This window comes from uncultured Cohaesibacter sp., from assembly GCF_963556055.3.
Lineage (GTDB): Bacteria > Pseudomonadota > Alphaproteobacteria > Rhizobiales > Cohaesibacteraceae > Cohaesibacter.
Genome location: NZ_CAUVYE020000012.1, coordinates 319,650 through 341,676, shown reverse-complemented (window position 1 = coordinate 341,676; position 22,027 = coordinate 319,650). Strand labels below are relative to the sequence as shown.

General features: G+C 54.3%; 25 protein-coding genes and 1 riboswitch. All 25 genes read left to right on the top strand.

Translation table 11 applies throughout. The annotated features are described in order from the left end of the window. The first annotated feature begins 416 nt into the window (after positions 1 to 416). The 25 genes from nifH to cobW all read left to right on the top strand — a co-directional run bounded on the left by nifH (position 417) and on the right by cobW (position 21,997). Complete coding sequence (gene nifH / locus ACHZB8_RS08010) at positions 417 to 1,295, top strand: nitrogenase iron protein (RefSeq protein ID WP_316859727.1); 879 nt, start codon at positions 417 to 419, stop codon at positions 1,293 to 1,295. Between the two features lie 69 nt (positions 1,296 to 1,364). Next, complete coding sequence (nifD, locus tag ACHZB8_RS08005) at positions 1,365 to 2,837, top strand: nitrogenase molybdenum-iron protein alpha chain (protein ID WP_316859726.1); 1,473 nt, start codon at positions 1,365 to 1,367, stop codon at positions 2,835 to 2,837. 83 nt (positions 2,838 to 2,920) lie between these two features. Further along, positions 2,921 to 4,492, top strand: coding sequence for a nitrogenase molybdenum-iron protein subunit beta (gene nifK, locus ACHZB8_RS08000; protein ID WP_316859725.1), 1,572 nt, complete (start codon positions 2,921 to 2,923; stop codon positions 4,490 to 4,492). 83 nt (positions 4,493 to 4,575) lie between these two features. Then, the gene (gene nifT, locus ACHZB8_RS07995) at positions 4,576 to 4,788 is read left to right on the top strand and encodes a putative nitrogen fixation protein NifT (RefSeq protein ID WP_316859724.1); all 213 of its coding nucleotides are present in this window, start codon (positions 4,576 to 4,578) and stop codon (positions 4,786 to 4,788) included. 106 nt (positions 4,789 to 4,894) lie between these two features. After that, complete coding sequence (locus ACHZB8_RS07990; protein ID WP_316859723.1) at positions 4,895 to 5,092, top strand: 4Fe-4S binding protein; 198 nt, start codon at positions 4,895 to 4,897, stop codon at positions 5,090 to 5,092. 106 nt (positions 5,093 to 5,198) lie between these two features. Further along, positions 5,199 to 5,900: a dinitrogenase iron-molybdenum cofactor biosynthesis protein gene (locus tag ACHZB8_RS07985; RefSeq protein WP_316859722.1), complete on the top strand. Its 702-nt coding sequence runs from the start codon at positions 5,199 to 5,201 to the stop codon at positions 5,898 to 5,900. Next, complete coding sequence (locus tag ACHZB8_RS07980; RefSeq protein ID WP_316859721.1) at positions 5,897 to 6,184, top strand: DUF6129 family protein; 288 nt, start codon at positions 5,897 to 5,899, stop codon at positions 6,182 to 6,184. Before ACHZB8_RS07985 ends, ACHZB8_RS07980 begins: the two co-directional genes overlap by 4 nt. Beyond that, positions 6,181 to 7,158 carry a hypothetical protein gene (locus tag ACHZB8_RS07975; RefSeq protein WP_316859720.1) on the top strand — a complete coding sequence of 326 codons (978 nt, stop codon included), beginning with the start codon at positions 6,181 to 6,183 and terminating at the stop codon, positions 7,156 to 7,158. The genes ACHZB8_RS07980 and ACHZB8_RS07975 overlap by 4 nt, the downstream gene beginning before the upstream one ends. A gap of 131 nt (positions 7,159 to 7,289) precedes the next feature. Next, a complete protein-coding gene (gene nifE / locus ACHZB8_RS07970) occupies positions 7,290 to 8,693 on the top strand; it encodes a nitrogenase iron-molybdenum cofactor biosynthesis protein NifE (protein WP_316859719.1) in 1,404 nt (467 codons plus the stop codon). A gap of 5 nt (positions 8,694 to 8,698) precedes the next feature. Continuing rightward, positions 8,699 to 10,117, top strand: a complete 1,419-nt coding sequence (nifN, locus tag ACHZB8_RS07965) for a nitrogenase iron-molybdenum cofactor biosynthesis protein NifN (RefSeq protein WP_316859718.1) — start codon at positions 8,699 to 8,701, stop codon at positions 10,115 to 10,117. Further along, positions 10,071 to 10,565 (top strand): NifB/NifX family molybdenum-iron cluster-binding protein, encoded by a 495-nt coding sequence (locus ACHZB8_RS07960; RefSeq protein ID WP_316859717.1) that lies wholly within the window; start codon positions 10,071 to 10,073, stop codon positions 10,563 to 10,565. The genes nifN and ACHZB8_RS07960 overlap by 47 nt, the downstream gene beginning before the upstream one ends. A 7-nt stretch (positions 10,566 to 10,572) precedes the next feature. After that, positions 10,573 to 11,049 (top strand): NifX-associated nitrogen fixation protein, encoded by a 477-nt coding sequence (locus ACHZB8_RS07955; RefSeq protein WP_316859716.1) that lies wholly within the window; start codon positions 10,573 to 10,575, stop codon positions 11,047 to 11,049. Between the two features lie 9 nt (positions 11,050 to 11,058). Then, entirely contained in the window at positions 11,059 to 11,271 is a 213-nt protein-coding gene (locus ACHZB8_RS07950; RefSeq protein ID WP_316859715.1) for a CCE_0567 family metalloprotein, read from the top strand. A gap of 13 nt (positions 11,272 to 11,284) precedes the next feature. Beyond that, on the top strand, positions 11,285 to 11,626 hold the full coding sequence (fdxB, locus tag ACHZB8_RS07945) for a ferredoxin III, nif-specific (protein ID WP_316859714.1): 342 nt from the start codon (positions 11,285 to 11,287) through the stop codon (positions 11,624 to 11,626). A 298-nt stretch (positions 11,627 to 11,924) separates the two neighbouring features. Beyond that, complete coding sequence (locus ACHZB8_RS07940; protein WP_316859713.1) at positions 11,925 to 12,248, top strand: iron-sulfur cluster assembly accessory protein; 324 nt, start codon at positions 11,925 to 11,927, stop codon at positions 12,246 to 12,248. 28 nt (positions 12,249 to 12,276) lie between these two features. After that, on the top strand, positions 12,277 to 13,434 hold the full coding sequence (nifV, locus tag ACHZB8_RS07935) for a homocitrate synthase (protein ID WP_316859712.1): 1,158 nt from the start codon (positions 12,277 to 12,279) through the stop codon (positions 13,432 to 13,434). 57 nt (positions 13,435 to 13,491) lie between these two features. After that, positions 13,492 to 13,809, top strand: a complete 318-nt coding sequence (gene nifW, locus ACHZB8_RS07930; protein WP_316859711.1) for a nitrogenase-stabilizing/protective protein NifW — start codon at positions 13,492 to 13,494, stop codon at positions 13,807 to 13,809. Next, positions 13,806 to 14,300 carry a nitrogen fixation protein NifZ gene (locus ACHZB8_RS07925; protein ID WP_316859710.1) on the top strand — a complete coding sequence of 165 codons (495 nt, stop codon included), beginning with the start codon at positions 13,806 to 13,808 and terminating at the stop codon, positions 14,298 to 14,300. The genes nifW and ACHZB8_RS07925 overlap by 4 nt, the downstream gene beginning before the upstream one ends. Further along, complete coding sequence (gene nifM, locus ACHZB8_RS07920; RefSeq protein ID WP_316859709.1) at positions 14,297 to 15,145, top strand: nitrogen fixation protein NifM; 849 nt, start codon at positions 14,297 to 14,299, stop codon at positions 15,143 to 15,145. The genes ACHZB8_RS07925 and nifM overlap by 4 nt, the downstream gene beginning before the upstream one ends. A gap of 211 nt (positions 15,146 to 15,356) precedes the next feature. After that, entirely contained in the window at positions 15,357 to 16,253 is an 897-nt protein-coding gene (locus ACHZB8_RS07915) for a LysR family transcriptional regulator (RefSeq protein ID WP_316859708.1), read from the top strand. Positions 16,254 to 16,368: 115 nt separating this feature from the next. Next, a complete protein-coding gene (ygiD, locus tag ACHZB8_RS07910) occupies positions 16,369 to 17,193 on the top strand; it encodes a 4,5-DOPA dioxygenase extradiol (protein ID WP_316859707.1) in 825 nt (274 codons plus the stop codon). Positions 17,194 to 17,222: 29 nt separating this feature from the next. Beyond that, positions 17,223 to 18,188 carry a glutathione S-transferase family protein gene (locus ACHZB8_RS07905; protein ID WP_316859706.1) on the top strand — a complete coding sequence of 322 codons (966 nt, stop codon included), beginning with the start codon at positions 17,223 to 17,225 and terminating at the stop codon, positions 18,186 to 18,188. Between the two features lie 148 nt (positions 18,189 to 18,336). Continuing rightward, positions 18,337 to 20,013 carry a thiamine pyrophosphate-binding protein gene (locus ACHZB8_RS07900; RefSeq protein WP_316859705.1) on the top strand — a complete coding sequence of 559 codons (1,677 nt, stop codon included), beginning with the start codon at positions 18,337 to 18,339 and terminating at the stop codon, positions 20,011 to 20,013. 116 nt (positions 20,014 to 20,129) lie between these two features. Next, positions 20,130 to 20,341, top strand: a riboswitch (cobalamin riboswitch). A gap of 125 nt (positions 20,342 to 20,466) precedes the next feature. After that, a complete protein-coding gene (locus tag ACHZB8_RS07895; protein WP_316859704.1) occupies positions 20,467 to 20,871 on the top strand; it encodes a DUF1636 domain-containing protein in 405 nt (134 codons plus the stop codon). 13 nt (positions 20,872 to 20,884) lie between these two features. Further along, on the top strand, positions 20,885 to 21,997 hold the full coding sequence (cobW, locus tag ACHZB8_RS07890; protein WP_316859703.1) for a cobalamin biosynthesis protein CobW: 1,113 nt from the start codon (positions 20,885 to 20,887) through the stop codon (positions 21,995 to 21,997). The last annotated feature ends 30 nt before the right edge of the window (positions 21,998 to 22,027 follow it).

The window sequence follows — 22,027 nt, the reverse complement described above, 5'->3', positions numbered from 1 at the left end:
AAGTTTCGAACCAACCATGAAGACTACCGTCAAGAGATGGGTTTAGGGCTGCCAAACGGGGCCTTTCCGCTACGAAACGGGCAATCTGCGGGTTCGCTTGGTTAAAAGCACGGCAATCGGAGCGCGTTTCTCTCCATGACCGGCTCAGCGCACACCCTTGTATGGCGCAGGCGCGACAAACAGCGACAACAATCCCGACAAACATCCTGTCATCTATCCGACAATCGCGTTTCTCCATGGAGGCGATCAGACGCAGTGAAAATCTGGTCGAAAGAGAATAAATGCAGTTAAAACAACAAGATGGAAAAATATCGACAAATTGGCACACCCCTTGCAAATCCATTGACAATCCAACGTTTCGCGAACCCGTCGTTTGTGGGACCAGACAGATCAACAAGCCTTCAAGGAGAAGACCTATGGCACTTCGTCAATGCGCAATTTACGGGAAAGGTGGTATCGGGAAATCCACCACCACGCAAAATCTCGTCGCTGGCCTCGCTGAAGCTGGCAAGAAAGTCATGATCGTTGGTTGCGATCCGAAAGCCGACTCCACGCGCCTCATTCTGCATGCCAAGGCACAGACCACCATCATGCATCTTGCTGCCGAAGCGGGCTCTGTCGAGGATCTGGAGCTTGAAGACGTTCTCAAAGTCGGATTTAGCGACATCAAATGTGTTGAATCCGGTGGCCCGGAACCCGGCGTCGGGTGTGCAGGTCGCGGTGTGATCACCGCCATCAACTTCCTTGAGGAAGAGGGTGCCTATGAGGACGATCTCGACTTTGTTTTCTATGACGTTCTGGGCGACGTTGTGTGCGGTGGCTTCGCCATGCCGATCCGTGAGAACAAGGCGCAGGAAATCTACATCGTTTGCTCCGGTGAAATGATGGCCATGTATGCAGCCAACAACATTTCCAAAGGCATTGTGAAATACGCCAATTCCGGTTCCGTCCGGCTGGCTGGATTGATTTGCAATTCCCGCAACACGGACCGTGAGGATGAACTGATCGAAGCGCTGGCCGCCAAGCTGGGCACTCAGATGATCCATTTCGTGCCGCGCGACAACATCGTTCAGCATGCTGAAATCCGCCGCATGACCGTGATCGAATATGATCCGACCTGCAAACAGGCCGACGAATATCGCTCGCTCGCCAACAAGATCATCGAGAACCAGAAATTTGTCATTCCGTCCCCTTGCTCCATGGATGAGCTGGAAGACCTGCTGATGGAATTCGGCATCATGGAACCGGAAGACGAAAGCATCGTCGGCCAGACCGCAGATACCGCCGTCGCCTAAGGACCTTTGACCCAATTCGTCCAACAAGGTGTAGGGCAGATGGGCTCTCACCTTTGCCAGGAGAAAACCATGTCGGATATGACGAAAGAAGAGACCGAAGCCCTTATCCAGGAGGTGCTTGAAGTCTATCCAGAGAAAGCCAAGACGGAACGTGCCAAGCATTTGACAGTCAATGACCAGTCCTTGGACAAGTCGAGCAAATGCATTACTTCGAACCGCAAGTCCGTACCCGGCACCATGACCATTCGCGGCTGCGCCTATGCTGGTTCGAAAGGTGTGGTCTGGGGACCGGTCAAGGATACCGTCCACATTTCCCACGGGCCTGTTGGCTGCGGAATGTATTCGAGCGCTGGTCGCCGCAACTATTATGTTGGTTCGACCGGTGTGGACACCTTCGGCACGATGAATTTTACCTCCGACTTTCAGGAGAAGGATATCGTCTTTGGTGGTGACAAGAAGCTGGAAAAGATCGTCGATGAAATCCAGATGCTTTTCCCGCTGTCCAAGGGTATTTCGATCCAGTCCGAATGTCCGATCGGCCTGATTGGTGACGATATCGAAGCGGTCGCCAAGCAGAAATCTGCCGAGCTCAGCAAGCCGATCATTCCTGTTCGCTGCGAAGGCTTCCGCGGGGTTTCCCAGTCTCTGGGTCACCATATTGCCAACGATGCGATCCGTGATTGGGTCATTGATCCGGCAACCGGCAAGGAGTTTGAAGCAACCGATTATGATGTCACCATCATCGGCGACTACAATATCGGCGGCGATGCCTGGGCGTCCCGTATTCTGCTTGAAGAAATGGGCCTCAGAGTGATTGCGCAATGGTCTGGTGATGGCACGCTGGCGGAAATGGAAAATACGCCAAAAGCGAAGATGAACCTGCTCCACTGCTACCGCTCCATGAACTATATCTCCCGTTACATGGAAGAGAAGTTCGGTATTCCCTGGATGGAATATAACTTCTTTGGTCCGACCAAGATCGAGGAATCCCTGCGGGCGATTGCTGCCAACTTTGATGACAAAATCAAGGACGGCGCAGAGAAAGTCATCGAGAAATACAAGCCGCAATGGCAGGCTGTGGTCGACAAATATCGTCCGCGTCTCGAAGGCAAACGCGTCATGCTTTATGTTGGTGGCTTGCGTCCTCGCCATATCATCGGCGCTTACGAAGATCTCGGCATGGAAGTGGTCGGCACCGGTTATGAGTTCGCTCATAACGACGATTATGACCGAACGATCCCTGAAATGGGCAATGCAACGCTGATCTATGACGACGTCACCGGCTATGAATTCGAAGAATTTGTAAAGCGCGTCAAGCCTGACCTGATCGGCTCCGGCATCAAGGAAAAATACATTTTCCAGAAAATGGGCATTCCATTCCGCCAGATGCATTCCTGGGATTATTCCGGCCCTTACCATGGCTATGACGGCTTCGCGATCTTCGCTCGCGACATGGACATGACGCTCAACAATCCTTGTTGGGACAACATGACACCGCCTTGGAAAAAGCCGAGTGAAGAAGCTGCCATTGCGGCGGAATAATTCTGATCAGACACGCGAGATGATCGCCAACACTTTGCCAAAACTTCGCACGTTCACAGATTGGTGGCGCGAAGGAGGACGACATGAACCAAGTAGTTGACAATATCAAACCCAGTTATCCGCTGTTTCTGGATGATGACTATCAAAAGTCACTTGATGAAAAGCGAGAGAAATTTGAAGAACTTGCTCCCAAAAGCAAGGTCGATGAGGTCTTCGAATGGACCACCACCGATGAGTATAAGGAGCTAAACTTTTCCCGTGAGGCTCTGACAGTCAACCCGGCCAAGGCCTGCCAGCCACTGGGCGCGGTGCTTTGCTCTCTGGGGTTCGAGAATGCCTTGCCTTATGTGCATGGATCCCAAGGTTGCGTTGCCTATTTCCGCACCTATTTCAACCGCCACTTCAAGGAGCCGATTGCCTGCGTATCTGACTCCATGATTGAAGATGCGGCGGTGTTTGGTGGCCAGAAAAACATGTTCGATGGTCTGGAGAATGCCAAGGCACTCTACAAGCCTGAAATGATCATGGTTTCCACCACCTGCATGGCCGAGGTGATCGGTGATGACCTCAATGCCTTTATCGGCAACTCCCGCAAGGAAGGTCACATTCCGGAAGACTTCCCCGTTCCATTTGCTCACACGCCAAGCTTTGTCGGTTCCCATACCACCGGTTGGGACAATATGTTCGAGGGGACCATCCGATATTTCACCCTCAATTCCATGGATGACAAGGAGGTTGGGTCCAACGGCAAGATCAATATCGTGCCGGGCTTCATGACCTATCTCGGAGATTATCGCGTTCTGCGTCGGTATATGGAAGAAATGGGTGTCGGTTACACCTTGCTTTGTGATCCGTCTGATGTGCTGGACACACCTGCCGACGGCAAATACCGGATGTATTCGGGTGGCACAACCCAGGAAGAAGTCAAGGATGCACCAAACGCCATGGATACTTTGCTGTTGCAGCCTTGGCAGTTGGTCAAGACCCGCAAATTCACCAAAGGCACATGGCAACACGAAACCCCGGCAATCGGTATTCCCATAGGGCTGAAAGCCACCGATGACTTCCTGATGAAAGTGGCGGAAATCGCAGGAACAGAGATTCCTCAGAGCCTTGAGATCGAACGCGGCCGTCTTGTTGATATGATGACGGACAGTCACGCCTGGCTGCATGGCAAGAAATATGCCCTTTGGGGTGATGCCGACTTCGTCATGGGCATGGCAGCCTTCCTGCTGGAGCTGGGCGCAGAGCCGACCCACATTCTCTGTCACCACGCCAACAAGCGTTGGAAAAAGGCCATGGACAAGATGCTCGCTGAAAGCCCTTACGGCAAGGATTGCGAAGTCCATGTCGGCAAGGATCTGTGGCACATGCGCTCCCTGATCTTCTCCAACAAACCCGATTTCATGATCGGCAATTCCCACGGCAAGTTCATCGAGCGCGACACCTTCAGAAAGGGCGAAGCCTTCCATGTGCCGCTGATCCGCATCGGCTTCCCGATCTTTGATCGTCACCATCTGCATCGCTCGACGACCTTGGGCTATGAAGGCGCGATGACCATTCTGACGACCCTGACCAATGCCGTTCTTGAGAAGCTGGACAAAGAGACCATGACCATGGCTGTCACGGACTTCAACTTCGACCTGATCCGCTAAGCGGATATCAATTGACCTCTCCCTCAACCCCCTCGTCGTCCCTTGTGATGGCGGGGGGAGTGGGAGGCGCAAAGGAGCCCAGTATGCCAAGCGTAATGCTCAGACATAATGACAAGGGTGAGCTGCTTTTCTATGTCGCCAAAAAGGATCTCGAAGAGGTGATTGCCTCGGTCGAGACCGATACCGAAGATGCCTGGGGTGGAACGGTGGAGCTGTCCAACGGGGACAGGTTTTTCATCGACCCGATTTCTCCGCGCCCGGACTTTCCAACGACCTTGCGATTCAAGCGGGGCTGAATGCCCCTTTGAACAAACCAGCCTGAAAGGGCCGTCAAACCTCACGGTGTGTTTCTCGCGGCCGCAGAAATTGCACCAACGTCTCGAGACCAGAAGGAGACAAACCATGGCCATGATGATTATGTCCGATATTTGCACCGCTTGTGGAGACTGCGAACCGGATTGTCCCACCGGTGCCATCTCGCCGAAAAAAGGCGTATACGCAATCGATCCAAATAAATGCAACGAATGTGAAGGGGCTTTCGACAGCCCCAAATGCATGGATGCATGCTTTGAAGACGGATGCATCGTCCCGGCTGAATAAACTCCGGGCGGGGCGCGTTCATCTTCCGCAGCCTGTTGTTCCTCTTCGATGGCGCGCCCCTTTTTTATTCCAATTTCAGGGAGCAACTCTTGTTCGGAGGTCCCAAATGACCGCCCCATTGTCGCGTGAACTGGCCTTGCGAATAGGCCTTGCCGCAAACGGACTGCCCGGCGTTGGCGTCGGGGAGTTGATCACCATCCTTGGTGAGGCTGTCGGTCTGCCGATAACCGAAGACAAATTCAGCAATCTGGGCATGAAGCATTTCCGTGCCGCAGGTGGCCAGGCCTTTTTCAAGATCCCGTCCGACCATCTCAAGGCCGCCCTGAGAATCCTCAAGGGTGAAGGGGTGGGGCAGACCGAGGAAGATCTTCCCATCAAGCCCTATGAAGACGGTGATATGCCCGGATCCATTCGCGTCGCCTGTGCGTCAAACGCCGCGGAAGAGCTTGACGGGCATTTTGGTTCTTGCCGAAAATTCCTTGTCTATCAACTCTCCGGAGATGAAATCCGTCTGATCGATGTGCGCTATACCGAAGAGCCTGAAGAGGTCGAGGACAAGAACAAATGGCGCGCTTCGCTCATTTCCGATTGCGATGTGCTGCATGTGATTTCAATCGGTGGCCCAGCCGCCGCCAAGGTGGTTCGGGCGGGCATTCATCCAATCAAGCATCCGGCAGGCAAACAGGCTCGCGATATCCTCTCGGATCTGCAAAAGGTGCTGGCAGGAACACCGCCACCATGGCTGGCACGCGTCATGGGGCAGGAAGCGAAAACGCTGGCCGGATTTCTTGAGGAAAAAGAGGAATGATCGCCGAGGCTGTCCTTGATGAGATCGCTGCGAAGGTTGCAGAGAGCGCGTTGAACGAACAGATCACGCTTGATCTGCGCAAGCAATGGCCGGACATCCATTTTACATATTGTCTCGATGATGATGTCTGCGCTTCGCGTCCTGCAAGGACGCATGAGGATTTCAATCTCTATCTGGTGAGCGGTGGCGGGGGATGCATCAATTTCACATCCGAGCCGGACAGCGCAACCGGCATTGTTGTTGCCGAGATTGAAGACGAGGAGGGGGAAGAGGAAGAAGAATGACCAATTTTGAACCGCGTCTTGAGCAGTTGAAACAGATTTGTCATGAAATCAAGCCGGGCGTGCATCATGTCTCGCTTGTGGAGGCGGTCAGCACGATTTTGCCCGACTTGCCATTTCGCTATCGCGCGACCCTTTCGGGTTGGTACCGACTTGGCGGGCTTGTCGATGCGGATGGCAATCGCATCGCGGCTGGTCTGCGTGAATGGGCCGAAAGCGAATCCGATCATGACATGTTCACGCTTTACGAGAAATATGGCGCGTCGGACTATTACACCACGCGCTTTGATGGACAGTGCCACTATTTTGTTGCTCCGACCGGAAAGGGCGCGTCCGACTTTGTTCAGCTCAAGGTGGAGGAACTCACCGAAGTTGTTGACCATCCGCTTTTTGTCAATGATCAGATACCTGATGATCTTGAGGATCTGCTCGATCCCCATGGTGCCTTCAAGGCTCGGGTTGAACCAAGGGAGCTGACCCCGCCTCGTTATGAGTTCCATTCGGTGACCGACATCAGCGAACTGGTCGGCAAGCAGGTCGCATCGGAAGGCTCAGATCTGCGCTATATCCGTTTTCTGGAAGAATGGGACAACTCGATTGCCGGCGGAAAACTGCGTTTCTGTGACCACTTTGTCCTCAAACTCTTGCCTTTCCTTGACCGCTTCGGCGAACGCAAGACAGAGGCCACTCCGGTGCCTGTCAAAAAACTGCCCGTGCCAGCGGACAATATCGCAGGTATGAGCGGAACGGCCCTGTCCAATTTCCTCAAGGAATATGACAAGAATGCCGGTTTCCCGTTTGCCTGGTATTTCAACATGCTGGTTGAACAGAAAATCTGGCCCCAGATTGCACTGGCCGTCTATACCGATCACCAGCGCAATTATCGCTATCTGCCGGAAAAGGATCTCGAGATTCTGGAGAACTGGATCCGCTATCCTTATAGTTTCGGCCTCAATAGACTTCCGTCACTAATCTGACAAAATGGGCCTTTGTCAGCTTTGTTACAATTGGTGAATGATGATTAGTTGCATGAAATCAATAAGTTAAATCGTGGCATGGACCTTGCTAGGATAACGATAGTCAAAAGATCCGAGCAAGGTTGCCTTCGATGAAACAAAGTGAAATAGCTGCGCTCCTCGACGAGCCTGCATGTGAGCATAACAACAAATCGAAATCCGGATGTGCCCGACCAAAGCCGGGGGCTGCGGCGGGAGGCTGTTGTTTCGACGGCGCTCAAATAGCCCTTCTTCCGATTGCCGACGTCGCCCACATCGTTCATGGCTCCATCGCCTGCGCTGGTAGTGCCTGGGACAATCGGGGCAGTTTTTCTTCCGGCTCAAAGCTCTACAAGCTCGGCCTGACAACAGACCTGACTGAACAGGATGTGATCATGGGGCGCGGTGAAAAGCGTCTGTTCCATTCCATCAAGCAGGCCATTGACACCCATCATCCTGAAGCGGTCTTCGTTTACAACACCTGCGTGCCCGCGCTTATTGGCGATGACATCGAGGCGGTTTGCAGAGCGGCTGAGGAGAGATGGGGAACCCCGGTGGTGCCGGTCGATGCTGCCGGTTTCTATGGTACCAAAAATCTGGGCAACCGCATCGCTGGCAACGGGATGGTCCGCCATGTGATCGGTACCAGAGAGCCCGATCCCGTGCCTGACCATCTTCAGCGAGATGGTATCACCATACATGATATCGCGCTGATCGGCGAATATAACATCGCGGGCGAGCTGTGGCATGTGTTGCCCTTGTTTGATGAATTGGGCCTACGTGTTCTTGGATCTTTGTCAGGTGACGCGCGCTTCCGCGAGGTGCAGACCATGCACCGGTCCGAGGCCAACATGATGGTCTGTTCCAAGGCTATGATAAATGTCGCCCGCAAACTGCAAGAGGGCTTTGGCACGCCATGGTTCGAGGGCAGTTTCTACGGCATCCGCGATATGGGGCAGGCCTTGCGCGATTTTGCTCGCCTGATCAATGATCCCTCCCTCACGGAGCGCACCGAAGCCCTGATCGAGCGCGAGGAAAAACGGATTTACAGTGCGCTCGAGCCGTTCCGGGCTCGTCTCGAGGGCAAAAGGGCGCTGCTTTACACTGGCGGTGTCAAGGCCTGGTCCGTGATTTCCGCCCTTCAGGATTTGGGTATGGAGGTCGTTGCCACCTCAACCCGCAAGTCGACGGAGGCCGACAAGGCCCGGATCCGCGAGTTGATGGGCGAGAAAACCGCCATGCTCGACGAAAGCCAGGGGCCGCGCGCTCTTATTGACATGGTGGCTGACACCAATACCGACATTCTGATCGCAGGTGGCCGCAACATGTATACCGCGCTCAAGGCCCGCATTCCCTTTCTTCATATCAATCAGGAACGTGAACTCGCCTATGCGGGCTACGACGGCATGATCACCTTTGCCGAACAGATCTTGCAGGCGATTGAAAGCCCGATCTGGAAGGCGGTCCGAGATCCGGCGCCATGGCACAAAAGCATCAACACAGAGGCAGCGGAGTAGGGACCATGGCAGAGATTATCAAGCGCAACAAAGCCCTGTCGGTCAGCCCACTCAAGGCAAGCAGCACCCTTGGTGCTTCTCTGGCCTTTCTTGGCATCCGCAACGCCATCGCCATGATCCATGGCGCGCAAGGCTGCACCGCTTACGGCAAGATCTATCTGATCGGCCATTTCCGCGAGCCCGTCGCGCTTCAAACCACGGCGATGGATCAGGTCAGCACCATCATGGGGTCGGGTGAAAATGTCATCGAGGGTCTCAAGACGCTTTGTGACAAATTTCAGCCCGATCTCATCGGTCTGCCCACTACCGGTCTTTCAGAGACCCAAGGCTCGGATGTCAGCGGCGCGGTGACCGTTTTCCGTAAACAGCATCCTGATTGCTTCAAGACCTCCGTTGTGCCGGTGGAAACGCCCGACTATGCGGGCTCGCTTGAGACCGGCTTTGCCAAAGCCGTCACTGAAATGATCAATCGTCTCGTGCCCGAGGCTGAGACCAAGGGCGGTGTCGCCACCAACAAACAGATCAACATATTGGTCAATGCCTCTCTGACGCCAGCTGATATCGAAGAGATCAAGGAAATGGTCGAAGCCTTTGGCCTGATCCCTCTTGTGCTGCCGGATCTTTCCACCAGTCTTGACGGACATCTCAATGAGAGGGATTACAATCCGCTGACGACCGGCGGCACCTGCGCAGGCGATTTCGAAATCCTGCACAAGGCTTGTGCGACGATTGTCATCGGCTCCAGCATGAAGCCGGCCGCCACGCTGTTGCATGAGCGCACGGGTGTGCCGGACTTCCATTTTGATCACCTGATGGGTCTTGATGCTGTCGATCGCTTTATCACGACCCTGCATGAGCTATCGGCAAAGCCGGTGCCACAATGCATCGAGCGGCGGCGCCAGCAATTGCAGGACGCAATGCTCGACACCCATTTCAATCTTGGCATGGGACGGGCTGCCATTGCCGCAGATCCGGATTTGCTCAAGGCTTTGGGTGATCTGCTTGCAGGCGCGGGATGTGAGCTTGTTGCTGCTATATCGCCGTCCAATGCACCGATCCTGAAGGAGATTTTCTGTGACAAGGTCAAGATCGGTGATCTTGAGGAACTGGAGACATTCGCAACCGAAGGCCGCGCAGACTTCATCATCGGCAATGCTCATTGCTCGGCAAGCGCCGAGCGGCTCGAATTGCCGTTGTTGCGCGCCGGTTTTCCGCAATATGACCGGTTCGGAGCCGCATCCCGCTGCTGGATCGGCTATCGCGGCTCGCGCCAGACGCTGTTCGATCTGGCCAATCTGTTGCTTGAGGCCGAGTTAGGAATGCTCGAGCCCTACCGGTCGATTTACGCTCAGGTTCAGGACAAGGAGGAGGAGCATTATGGGGCAGATAACCCGCATGCTGACTCTGGTCGACGGCACCATTGAACGCGACTTTCTGGGGTGCGCCCTGAAAATCGCCTTCGCTACCAGCGATCAACATCATATCGATCAGCATTTTGGCACATGCGAAAGCCTTGCAATCTTCATGGTGACCGGTGAGCAGGTGCATTTCCATCAGTCCATTGCCTTTGAAAAGGCTGAAAAGGATGGCGCAGAAGGCAAGCTACAGGTGCGGATTGATGCCCTTGAAGGCTGTGCGGCGGTCTATTGCCGGGCGGTAGGAGCCGCCGCGATCGCACAAATCAGGCAGATCGGCGTTCAGCCGATCAAGACGGCAGATGGCATGCCGATCAAGCAGCAACTCAACCAGTTGCAGGAAGACCTGAAAAACGAGCCTCCACTCTGGATGGTTCGGGCTCTTGAAACCGTCAAGGGAATTCGCGGAGATGCGCAGCGCTTTGACGAAATGGAAAACGAAGGTTGGAACGAGTGAGGACGCTATGAGTGATTGGGACCAGTTGGTTGTCGAAAAGGAAGATCCTGCATTGGAGGCACCTTTCATCGCGGAAATGCTGAGACAGATCAGAGCCGTTGACTCTTACGGGATTTGGGACAAGTCCGGGCATCATGAAATCATCGACCCCTACATCCTGACCAAAGAACGCAAGCGTCAGCTGCCGGTGATCGGTGATCCGGATGAAGATATCGTGACCCGCATAAAGGCCTGGTACAACGCCCTGTCAGCCAGCATCGAGGCCCGTTCGGGACTGATGGCCGTGCCTCTTGTTCATCTGACCTATGAAGGCTTTGGCCGTGTCGTCATTGCTGTCGGCAAACTGATCGTTTTTGACAAGAATTTGCGCGATGTTCACCGCTTCGGCTTCAAGTCCCTCGATCACATGCAGCAGGAGGCTGAAAAGATCATCAGCAAGGCTGCCGAGCTGATCGAATCCCATCGTGACGTTGCGACACTCTAGGAGACGGCAATGGATGAAGCAGAATTGAAAGCTTTGAGCAAGGCCGTCAAGAAGGCCAAGCGGATCGCTTCAGAGAAAGCGATGGAATTGCATGATCTGGTAGAGGACCGCCTGCCAGCCGCCTTTGAAGACCTACCCGCTTTGGCAGAAGAAACCTATGCCGCCTGCAAGGCATGGCAAGACGCAGAAGCTGCCCATGAGGCAGCCCAGGCATCAAATTGAGAGGACTGAAAATATGACCGCAATTGTCGGATTGACCCTTGGTGGCAGTGAGTGGACGCCCCAGTTTGTGGAAGCACTGGACTCAAAGAAATGCATCGGCTGCGGCCGCTGTTTCCGGGTTTGCTCACGCAATGTATTCGAATTGGTGGAGCGCGAAAGCCTTGATCTCGATGACGAGGAAGAGGATTTCGATGACGATGATCCGTTCGGTGATGACGACGATGATGACGGGTTTTCCGACGACACCAGCATGGTGATGACATTGAAGGACCGCGATGATTGCATCGGCTGCGAAGCCTGTTCAAAAATCTGCCCCAAAGGCTGCTTCACGCACATGACTGTTGAAGCCGCGTGAGCGTTTGGCCATTGGAGGTCGCTCGGGTAATGGAGCGAACATTGAACGTGCCCGGATGGAAAAATGCCACTCTCAAGGAGTGGCATTTTTGTTGATATGGCAGCCTTACAAAACTTTCAGACAGGATTGTCGCTTTCACGACAAAGCCTCGCGAGACTTTGTCGATGGTCATGGAGAGCACCTTCGGAACTGGCCAAAATCCGCGCAAAACAAGCCTTCTCAGCCATTGGCATAGCTTTTGCTAAGTATGGTCATGAAGCGAATGTGGTGAGAGAAAAGCCAACATGAGGGCGAAACAATGCTGACACTGACACCAAATGCAAAAGAGAAATTGCAGGGCCTGATCGAGAAGGCGGACAAGCCCCTGACCGGCCTGAGGATCAAGGCAGACATGATGGGCTGTGCCGGTATCAAATATCGTCTCGCTCTGGTCGAAAACCCGGAGGATGATGACCACATCGTCGAATGCGGTGACATCAATCTCTATGTAGTGCCGGAGAATGCTGAAATTCTCATCGGCACCGTCATCGATTTCGAAGAAAAGGAAAGTGGTTCCGGCTTCACCTTTGCCAATCCGAACACTGCCGGAATGTGTGCTTGCGGCAAAAGCTTTGCTGCGTGATTGGGAATGACGAAAAAGGAAATGGACGATGGATGACATCCGGCAAGTGATCATCGATGACACGACATTGCGCGATGGTGAACAGTCCGCAGGCGTGGCCTTCACGGACGAGGAAAAGTGCCGCATTGCGACGGCCCTTGTCGAGGCGGGTGTGCCGGAGCTTGAAATCGGCATTCCTGCTATGGGCGAGGCGGAGCGGGATACCATCCGCGCGATTACCTCGCTTGGTCTTGACGCTCGTCATGTCGTCTGGTGTCGCATGTGCGACGCCGATCTTAACGCCACACTCGGCCTTGGCGTGGACATTATTGACCTCTCCATCCCCATGTCGGATGGCCAGATCCGTTACAAGCTGGGACGCCACCGAGGCTATGTGCTCGAGAAAATAGCCACCATGGTACCCAAGGCTCTCGACAAGGGCTTTGACGTAATGGTGGGAGGCGAGGATTCCTCACGCGCCGATCTTGATTTTGTACTCAAGGCCATCGAGGTGGCCGAAAGAGCAGGGGCCAGACGCTTCCGCTTCGCCGACACCGTGGGAATCCTGGAGCCTTTCGGAACGGCCGAAATCTTCCGTAAGCTGAGGGCCAACAGCGATTTGGAACTTGAGATGCATGCCCATGACGATTATGGCCTTGCCACGGCCAATTCGCTGGCCGCGGTGTTGGGTGGTGCCACCCATGTCAACACCACCGTCAATGGCCTTGGTGAACGCGCGGGCAATGCATCGCTTGAAGAATTTGCCACCGCCATCGAGCGGCTGCACAATGTGCGGACCGGGACCAATATCCGCCATTTTGATGCATTGTCACAAATGGTCTCTGTTGCTTCGGGGCGGCCGATTCCTCACCAGAAGAGCCTCGTTGGTTCGACGGTCTTCACACATGAAAGCGGCATTCATGTCGATGGGCTCATGAAAAACAAGGAGACCTATCAGGGTGTGGATCCCGAGTGGCTTGGCCGCAAACATGATTTGGTGCTGGGCAAGCATTCCGGCACCAAGGCCGTCCTGCATGTCTATGGTGAACTTGGCGTCGCCATGAGTTTGCCAGAAGCCAAGGCCCTTCTTTCCCACATTCGCGGCTTTGCCGAAACCTTCAAACGAACACCCTTGCAACAGGATCTATTGCGCCTCTATCAGGAAATGTTGTTGGGCAAGGGCAGTCCTGTCGGTGCCAACCACTAGCGCATTCCCGGACAGCTCTCGGCTCGAAAGCGGGATGCCAGAAAAAGGATCTATATCATGAGAAATGAAGAGATAGATGCAGAACTGTCGGACCTTGTCAGTGCAGAGGAGTTTCTGGACTATTTCGACATCGACTATGAACCCCGTGTGGTCATGGTCAATCGACTGCATATTCTCCAGCGATTTCATGACTATCTGGAAGCGAAAAACAGGCATCCGGTCGAAGGGCAGTCCTGGTGGGATTTCTACACCTGTCAGCTCAGAGAGGCCTATCAGGATTTCGTGCGTTCCAATGCTCAGACCGAGAAGGTTTTCAAGGTTTTCAAAACTCAGGCACCGACCTTCGTGCCCCTTGAGGATTTGTTGCTGTCATGATGGAGTCGACGCCCCCACCGCGATATGACTATGGTGACGAAGTGCGAGTGGTCAGAAATGTCCGCAATGACGGAACCTTTCCGGGCAAAAACCGTGGTGCCTTTCTGATCCGCCGTGGCTCGACCGGGATTGTCAGGGATATCGGCACATTTCTGCAAGATCAGGTTATCTATTCCGTGCACTTTACGGTGGAAGACATCATCGTTGGATGCCGGGACAAGGAACTTATCCCTGTCGATGCTCCCTGGACGCCAAGCCTGTTCGAGTTTGGTGAAATGGTCAAGGCGCGGATACCGCTCGGCATCAAGGGAGACGTGGTGGCAAGGGCCGGTGACGAGGGCGAAGTGATCAAGGTTGTTCGTGACGAAGAGGTGGTGAAGGCGCTCGGCACGGTCGCCTATCATGTCCGCTTCCCCGGACGCACATTGCAAGTTCCAGAAGATGCACTGCTTGAACCAATGCTCGAAGCAACATCGGACGAAACAGAATGAAGCAAGAGCCAAATCTGCCCTATCACCTGATGCGGGCATCGCTTGCAACATATCAGTGCCGCTTTGCCGAGCTTGAACCCGCCCAGAAGACAAGCGTTCTGGAACAGGGGCAAACGGCTCTGATGATTGAAACACTGGTTCTTGAAAGCGCCGTTGCTCGAGATGTCGTTATTCCAGATCAGGTCATAGACCGCGCCTTCCATGGCATTGCAGAGCGCTTCGCCGACAGGGGCGAGTTCACCGCTGATCTTGCGGCCAATGCGCTTGACGAAGACAGCTTGTGCCTCTCGCTCGAACGAGAGCTGAAGGCTGATGCAACCCTTGAAAAGGTGGCATTGGGAGCCGCTGTCGTCACAAATGAAGATGTGAGGCACTATTTCGATGCCCATCCCGAGAAATTCACGATCGGCGAAACGCGCCAGACCCGCCACATCCTGATTACCGTCAATGAAGAGCTTGAGGAAAACAGCCGAGAGGAAGCGCAGAGACGTATCAGGGCAATCCTGCAAGAGCTTGACGGTTCTTCAAGGCAATTCTCCGAAATGGCCTTGCGTCATTCCGAATGTCCCACGGCCATGAATGGTGGTCTTCTGGGGCGCGTTCCAAGGGGCAAGCTGTTTACAGAGCTTGAAGAGGTCCTGTTCGAGATGAAGGCCGAGACGGTGAGTGATGTGGTCGAGACTGAAGCCGGCTTTCACATCCTTCATTGCGAACAGATCTATCCGCAGCAGACAGCAAGCCTTGAGGGCGCGGCTCCCAAGATCCGAAATGCGCTAGAGAATGCCCGAAAAGCCAAGGCTCAAAGAGAGTTTGTCAGCGGCCTTCTGGCCGCCCGCAAACGCTGAAACCTTCTGCTTGTCACTCAGCGTTTGTCACTCAGCGCTAGCCATGGCTTAGCATCCGGCAAAGGCAGCAAATCGCTTTCACCGTCTCTTTGATGCATCGGGGCAACATGGGACAGGCTCTCCGAGCTCCGAGTGAACGCTCTCTTGATTTTCCATGCTTTTAAGAATATCGGTTATTATAATCCGCAATTTGTTCTTAAAGGGTGGCTCAATGGATCTTGTTGATGGCTTGAAGGCCTTTGTTGCGACAGCTCAGACCGGCTCTTTCACGGAGGCCGCCGAGCGAATGGGTATCTCGAACCGGCTGACTTCCAAATATGTGGCTGAACTGGAAACGCGGATCGGTGCACGCCTGTTGCAGCGGACGACGCGCAAAGTCGGCCTGACCCCGGCAGGGGAGGATCTTCTGGCGCGCGCTCCGGCCTTGCTGGATGAGCTGGATGACCTTATCGGCGCGGTCGGCGAGCAATCCAAGGGCCTGTCTGGCCACATTCGCGTTTCCGCTCCGGTTACCTTTGGTGAGATCTATATCAGCGACATGATCCGCCGCTTCATGCAGCCACATCCAGAGATGAGTGTCGATCTGCGGCTAAGCGACAGCTATGTCGATCTTGCTCGAGATGGCATCGACCTGGCTTTCCGCATCGGCACATCCAGTGTTTCATCCCTCAGGATGAGAAAGCTTGGCGATATTGGCTCCTGCGTTGTTGCTTCGCCAGACTATCTCAGCCGTCACGGTACGCCCGAAGTGCCACAGGATCTTGTTCGCCATGCCTGCATTATTGATACCAACCGCAAAGATCCGCATCGTTGGAGCTTTGAGAAAAATGGCCAAACGAGCGACCTGTCCATCCCGCGCCGCTTTCAGGTCAATAGTGCCAAGGTTGCCCGCGACTGGGCTGTGACAGGTGAGGGGGTGGCCAATTGTCCCCGCTTCATCGTGTCCGGAGATCTGGCAACCGGCCGGCTGGTGCAATTGTTTGGCGATTATAGCAGTGGCCTGTCCCCACTGAGCGCCGTCTATCTCGAAGGCACGGTATTGCCACGGAAAGTGAGGGCCTTGATCGATTTCACCATTGAAGACATCAAGACAAACTGTCCGATCTGATTAAGAACAAAATGGATATTGTAATTCAATATAATCGCCATTTCATTCCAATTGAAGGGAGGTCATATTAGCTCCAACACAGAAATTCAACAGATTGATTGAACTGGAGCAAATCATGACCGTCTCTCATTCTTTTCAGCAGCTTCGCGACAGCCTCAAGGCGTCCGACAAAATGCCTTTGGTCTTTCTGGGCCATGGCAACCCGATGAATGCCATCGAAGACAACATCTACAGCAGAAGCTGGAGCGACCTTGGCAAATCCCTGCCAAGACCGCAAGCCATTCTGGTCGTCTCTGCCCACTGGATGACAAGTGGCAGCACGCTGGTTGATGTGTCCGAAATGCCCAAGACCATCCATGACTTTTACGGCTTTCCTGATGAGCTGTTTTCCCAGCAATATCCGGCCCATGGCGATCCGAAACTGGCGCGCGATGTGGTCGCCCTGCTCGCCAGCCATCACGCGCAGGAAGATGACCGCTGGGGCCTCGACCATGGTGCCTGGACCATTCTGAAATTCCTTTTTCCGGAAGCTGATGTTCCCGTCTTCCAGCTCTCCATCGACATGACAAAGCCGCTTGACTGGCATTTGGGCATTGGCAAAAGCCTTGCCGAATTGCGCAAGCGAGGCGTGTTGATCCTGGGCTCGGGCAACGTCGTGCATAATCTGCGGGCCATGCGTTGGGGTGGCAAGGCTCAGGACTTCGCTCTCGAGTTCGACACCCTGTTCACCAACAAGCTCAGTGACCGCGACCACAAGGCTCTCACTGACCGTGATGCGCTGGGGTCCCTGTTGACCATGGCCCACCCGACCTTCGATCACTATCTGCCCGCACTGACCATTGCTGGTGCGTCAGACGAAAAGGATGATCTGACCTTCATGACCGAAAGCATCGATCTTGGATCGGTTTCGATGCGGTCTTTCATCTTTCATGGCGCGTAAAGCGGTCAAGGCGAGTAAGGAGAATAGCGATGCTTGTGAATGGAGAATGGACCAAAGACTGGCAACCGGTTCAGAAATCGGATGAGCAGGGGCGCTTTGTCCGCCAGATTTCGGGTTTCCGAAACTGGATAACTGCCGATGGCCGCCCCGGCCCCACCGGGGAAGGCGGGTTTAAGGCTGAAGCCGGACGCTATCGGCTTTATGTCGCACTCATATGCCCTTGGGCCTCGCGCACTCTGATCGCGCGGAAACTCAAGGGTCTTGAGGAAATCATTCCCGTGACAGTCGTCAATCCGACCATGACCGATCAGGGGTGGGCCTTTGGCGGCTATCCGGGAGCGGATAAGGACCCGCTCTTCGGGGCGGGTCACCTGCATGAGCTTTATACCAGAGCCGACCCGCACTATACGGGCCGAGCAACCGTGCCGGTGCTTTGGGACATGAAGCGAAATGTCATGGTCAACAATGAGAGCGCCGATATCGTGCGCATGTTCGACACCGCCTTCGAACATATGGTGCCCTCGGACATCAGGCTCTATCCTGAAGATATCGGGGCAGAAATCGACGCGCTCAACAAGCAGATTTACGAAGACCTCAACAATGGTGTCTATCGTGCCGGTTTTGCCACCACCCAGCAAGCCCATGACGAAGCGGTAGACGATGTCTTCGACATGCTTGACCTGCTGGAATCGAAATTGAAAAAGGACTATCTGTTTGGCGACCGATTTACCGAAACCGATATCCGCACCTTTGTGACCTTGATCCGCTTTGATGCAGCCTATCACGGGCTGTTCAAGACCAACCGTAAACAGATCAAGGATTATCCGCGTCTACAGGCCTATATGGAACGCATTCTGCGTCTGCCCGGCGTCATTGACACCGTCAATATGGACCATATCACGCGCGGTTATTATTCGATCAGGGCGCTCAATCCGAATGGCATTCGCCCCTCCGGGCCGGATCACATCAACCAGCTGCTTGCGTCTCTTCGTTGATGCTGACTGAACCTGTTGGATTTACCTAAGCCCTTCGGTCAAATGCTTATGGACAAGCCGGAAGGGTATCGTCATGATCCCTTCGGGCTTTTTTGTTTGACCGCAAGGGCTTGGTCCCGGCGTGAACATTTAATATCGGGAATGATTGATGAAAACGACGATAGGCAATTATCTGTTTCAGCGTTTGAGGGAAATGGGCATTGGCCATGTATTTGGTGTCCCGGGCGATTTTACGCTTCAGATGCTGGACCAGATCGAGGATGTCGATGGGCTGGAATTTGTGGGGACCTGCAATGAACTCAATTCTGCCTATGCGGCGGATGGGTATGCAAGGCTCAACCGGATATCGGCTTTGATCACCACCTATGGGGTTGGCGATCTTTCAGCACTTTGCGGTGTCGCCGGAGCCTGCGCCGAGCATGTGCCGATTGTTTTCATTTCCGGTGCACCACCGCTTTATGCAATGGAACAGCGGCTTCGTGTGCATCATACGCTTGCCGAAGGCAACTTCGACAATGTCATGAACAGCATTAGGGAATTCACCGTTGCCCAGACCCGCCTGACACCCGTCAATGCCGCAATGGAAATCGACAGGATCTTGCGAATTTGCTGGCTGGAGCGGCAACCGGTTCTCATCCAGTTGCCGTCAAATATCTCCTATCTGGAAATCGAGGCACCGGACCGGCCGCTTGATATGAGCTTGCCCAAAAGCGATGCCGAGCGGCTGGATGCGGCTGCAAATCGCATCCGGCACCATCTTGAAGAAGCAAAAAGGCCCGCGCTACTGGTTGACATGGATGTGGACCGTTCCGGTTATCAAGACAGCCTTGCAGGTCTGGTCGAAGCCTTTCAGATTCCCTATGCCGCATTCCGTTCCGGCAAGGCGATTCTGAGCGAAGCGTCTCCGCTCTATGCCGGGATCTATCAAGGTGCGGCCTCCGGCCAACCGGTGCGCGACGTAATCGAACCATCCGACTGCCTCATCATGACCGAGCCGAGTTTTGTCGAGGCAAGCACAGTGGCGTTCATCGATGAGATGCCTTCCGAACGTCTTGTTTCCATCCGGTCACACAGTTGCACCGTCGATGGAGAAGTGTTCGAGGGCGTTGCCGCGGATGAACTTCTGCAAAAGATTGTGCAACTGGGCAGCAGAAAGCCTCGGACAGACCAGCGCCTGGCGGTGCCTGCGCCCGCAACCGTTGTTCCCGATCCGCAAAAAGCGCTGACACAGGCACGCCTTTGGCCAATGCTCGGCGACTATTTCCGGCAAGGGGATGTTATCCTTGCAGAAAATGGCACCTCCAATATCGCCCTTACAGATGTGCGGCTGCCTGAAGGCGTAAACTATGTCTCTCAAATGCTGTGGGGGTCGATTGGTTACTCGCTTCCTGCCCTTTTGGGAACAATGCTCGCAGAGCCGGACAAACGTCACATATTAATTATCGGTGATGGCTCCTTTCAGCTGACAGCTCAGGAACTGTCCACCATTCTGCGAGAAGGTCTCAAGCCGGTGATTTTCCTCCTCAACAATCGCGGCTACACGATCGAGCGCTATATTCAGGGCATGCATGCCATCTACAATGATGTTGCCAACTGGGATTATACCAGACTGATGCAGGTCTTTGCGCCAGATGTCGAAAGCTTCACCGCGTCAGTGCACACCGAGGGCGAGCTTCAGGACGCCCTCAGGGCCTGCGATTCAGCCGATTGCGCCTGCTTCGTGGAGTTGCATCTTGACCCGTTCGATGCCCCTGAAACCCTCAAGGTCTTTGGACCGAAAACCGCAGAACTCGATTATGGCCCGCGCCGTGGCAAGCGCAAGTGAAGCCGGACATTCCGTGATTCCGACACCCGCTTTGCACCTTGGATGTATAGCGGGTGTTCGCCTAAAATCAGTATCGGTAGATGGTAAGGCCGATTGACATCTTACCGGCAATCACGCACAAGAGATGTTCGGATGGTTCTTCTTTGGTCAAAACTGAAGGAGATGAAAAGGGAACATGGTGCGGACGACCCAACTCGGGGCCAAAACCATGGCTGCCCCCGCAACTGTAAGCGGATTGCCTGACCCATCACCACTGAACGCCCGTTCGGGAAGGGGGAAAGGCGCAAAACCGCGAGCCAGGAGACCTGCCAGCCGCAACTGTTTCACGACCGGTCGGGGTGTATCGGGGGATGCAGCGGCTTGCTTGCACCTTTTTTTATTCCTTTGGCCGGGGCATGCCTGAATTCATGACGGATTCGGGCAACAGGACCGGGCGTTACAAAGGAATCATCAATGGCAAAGGCTGTTTTGCAGATATGCACCTCCTGCAACAAGCCATCAGTGCAAACCGGCACAATCGAAAAAACAAGCAATGACGGCGCCCAACTGCTGGATGCCTTGAAGGCCCGCTTCAAGGATGATCCGCAACTGGCTGACCAGATTGACTTGCAACCGGTCAAATGCATGAGCAGCTGCAAGAAAGGCTGCGTAGCAGCCGTGCGCGCTGAAGGCAAATATCAGTTCGTTCTGGGAGATCTTGACGACAGCGACGACCGTGTTGCCGACATGGTGGCCTTTGTCAGAAGCTATCTCGATGCCGAGGACGGCTTGCCTGTCTGGCGCGAAAGGCCTGAGCATATTCGCAAGAACACGCTGGCGCGTCTCCACCCCATTTCCCAAAATTGCAATAATGAATAATCAGAGGTTCATCATGTCGTTTCCATCCAGCAATACCAATGGCAAAATCCCCGCAACTGTCGTTACCGGCTTTCTGGGAGCAGGCAAGACAACGCTCATTCGCAACCTGATCGAGCAGGCAGGTGAAAAGAAAATCGCGCTCATCGTCAATGAATTTGGCGATATGGGGTTTGACGGGGAACTGATCTCAAGCTGCGGTAATCCCAACTGTGGCGAAGAGGATGTGGTCGAGCTGAAGAATGGTTGCATTTGCTGTACGGTCGCAGACGAATTCCTGCCGACTATGGAAATGCTGCTGGCGCGCGACCCCCGCCCTGAGCATATTGTGATCGAGACATCCGGCCTTGCCTTGCCTCAGCCATTGGTTCAGGCCTTCCAATGGCCGAGTGTGCGGGCCTCGGTTACCGTTGATGGCGTCATCACCATTGCCGACGCGGTGGCGCTCAGCGAAGGCCATTACGCCCAGAACGAAGAGGCCATTGCTCGCCAGCGTGAGCAGGACGATTCCATCGATCATGAAAGTCCCATTGACGAGTTGTTTGTCGACCAGCTCAAATGCGCCGACATGATCGTGATCTCCAAGGCAGATTTGGTTGACGAAGATGGCATGAGCATCGTTGAAAAACAGATTGCCGAACATGCCCGAAATGGGGTCAAGCTGATCAAGTCACATAATGGTTCGGTCTCCGCAGCAATCCTGCTTGGGCTCGGGTCCGGCGCAGAGGATGATATGGAAAGCCGCAAGGCAGCCCATGACCATCATCACCATCACCATCACGACCACGACCACGATCATGATCATGATGATGATGATCACGACCACGATCATGACCACCATCACCACGATCATCACCATGACGACTTTTTGTCAATTTCCATGAAGCCGCGCGAATTTGGCTCGATGGACGAGATCAGGCAAGCCGTATCCGAAGCGCTGGAGCTTCCCGGTATTCTGCGCGTCAAGGGTCACGCTGCCATTGCCGGTAAAAAGGCTCGCGTCGTCGTGCAAGCTGTCGGTCGCCGTGTGGAATGCTGGTATGATAGCTCTGCGGGTGAGGGGACCGGCCTTGTCGTCATTGGCCTCAAGGATTTCGATCAGGCCTTGGCAAGCAAAAGCCTTGCATAGCCGGGGTGACGAGCCAAAGAAAATCGGACA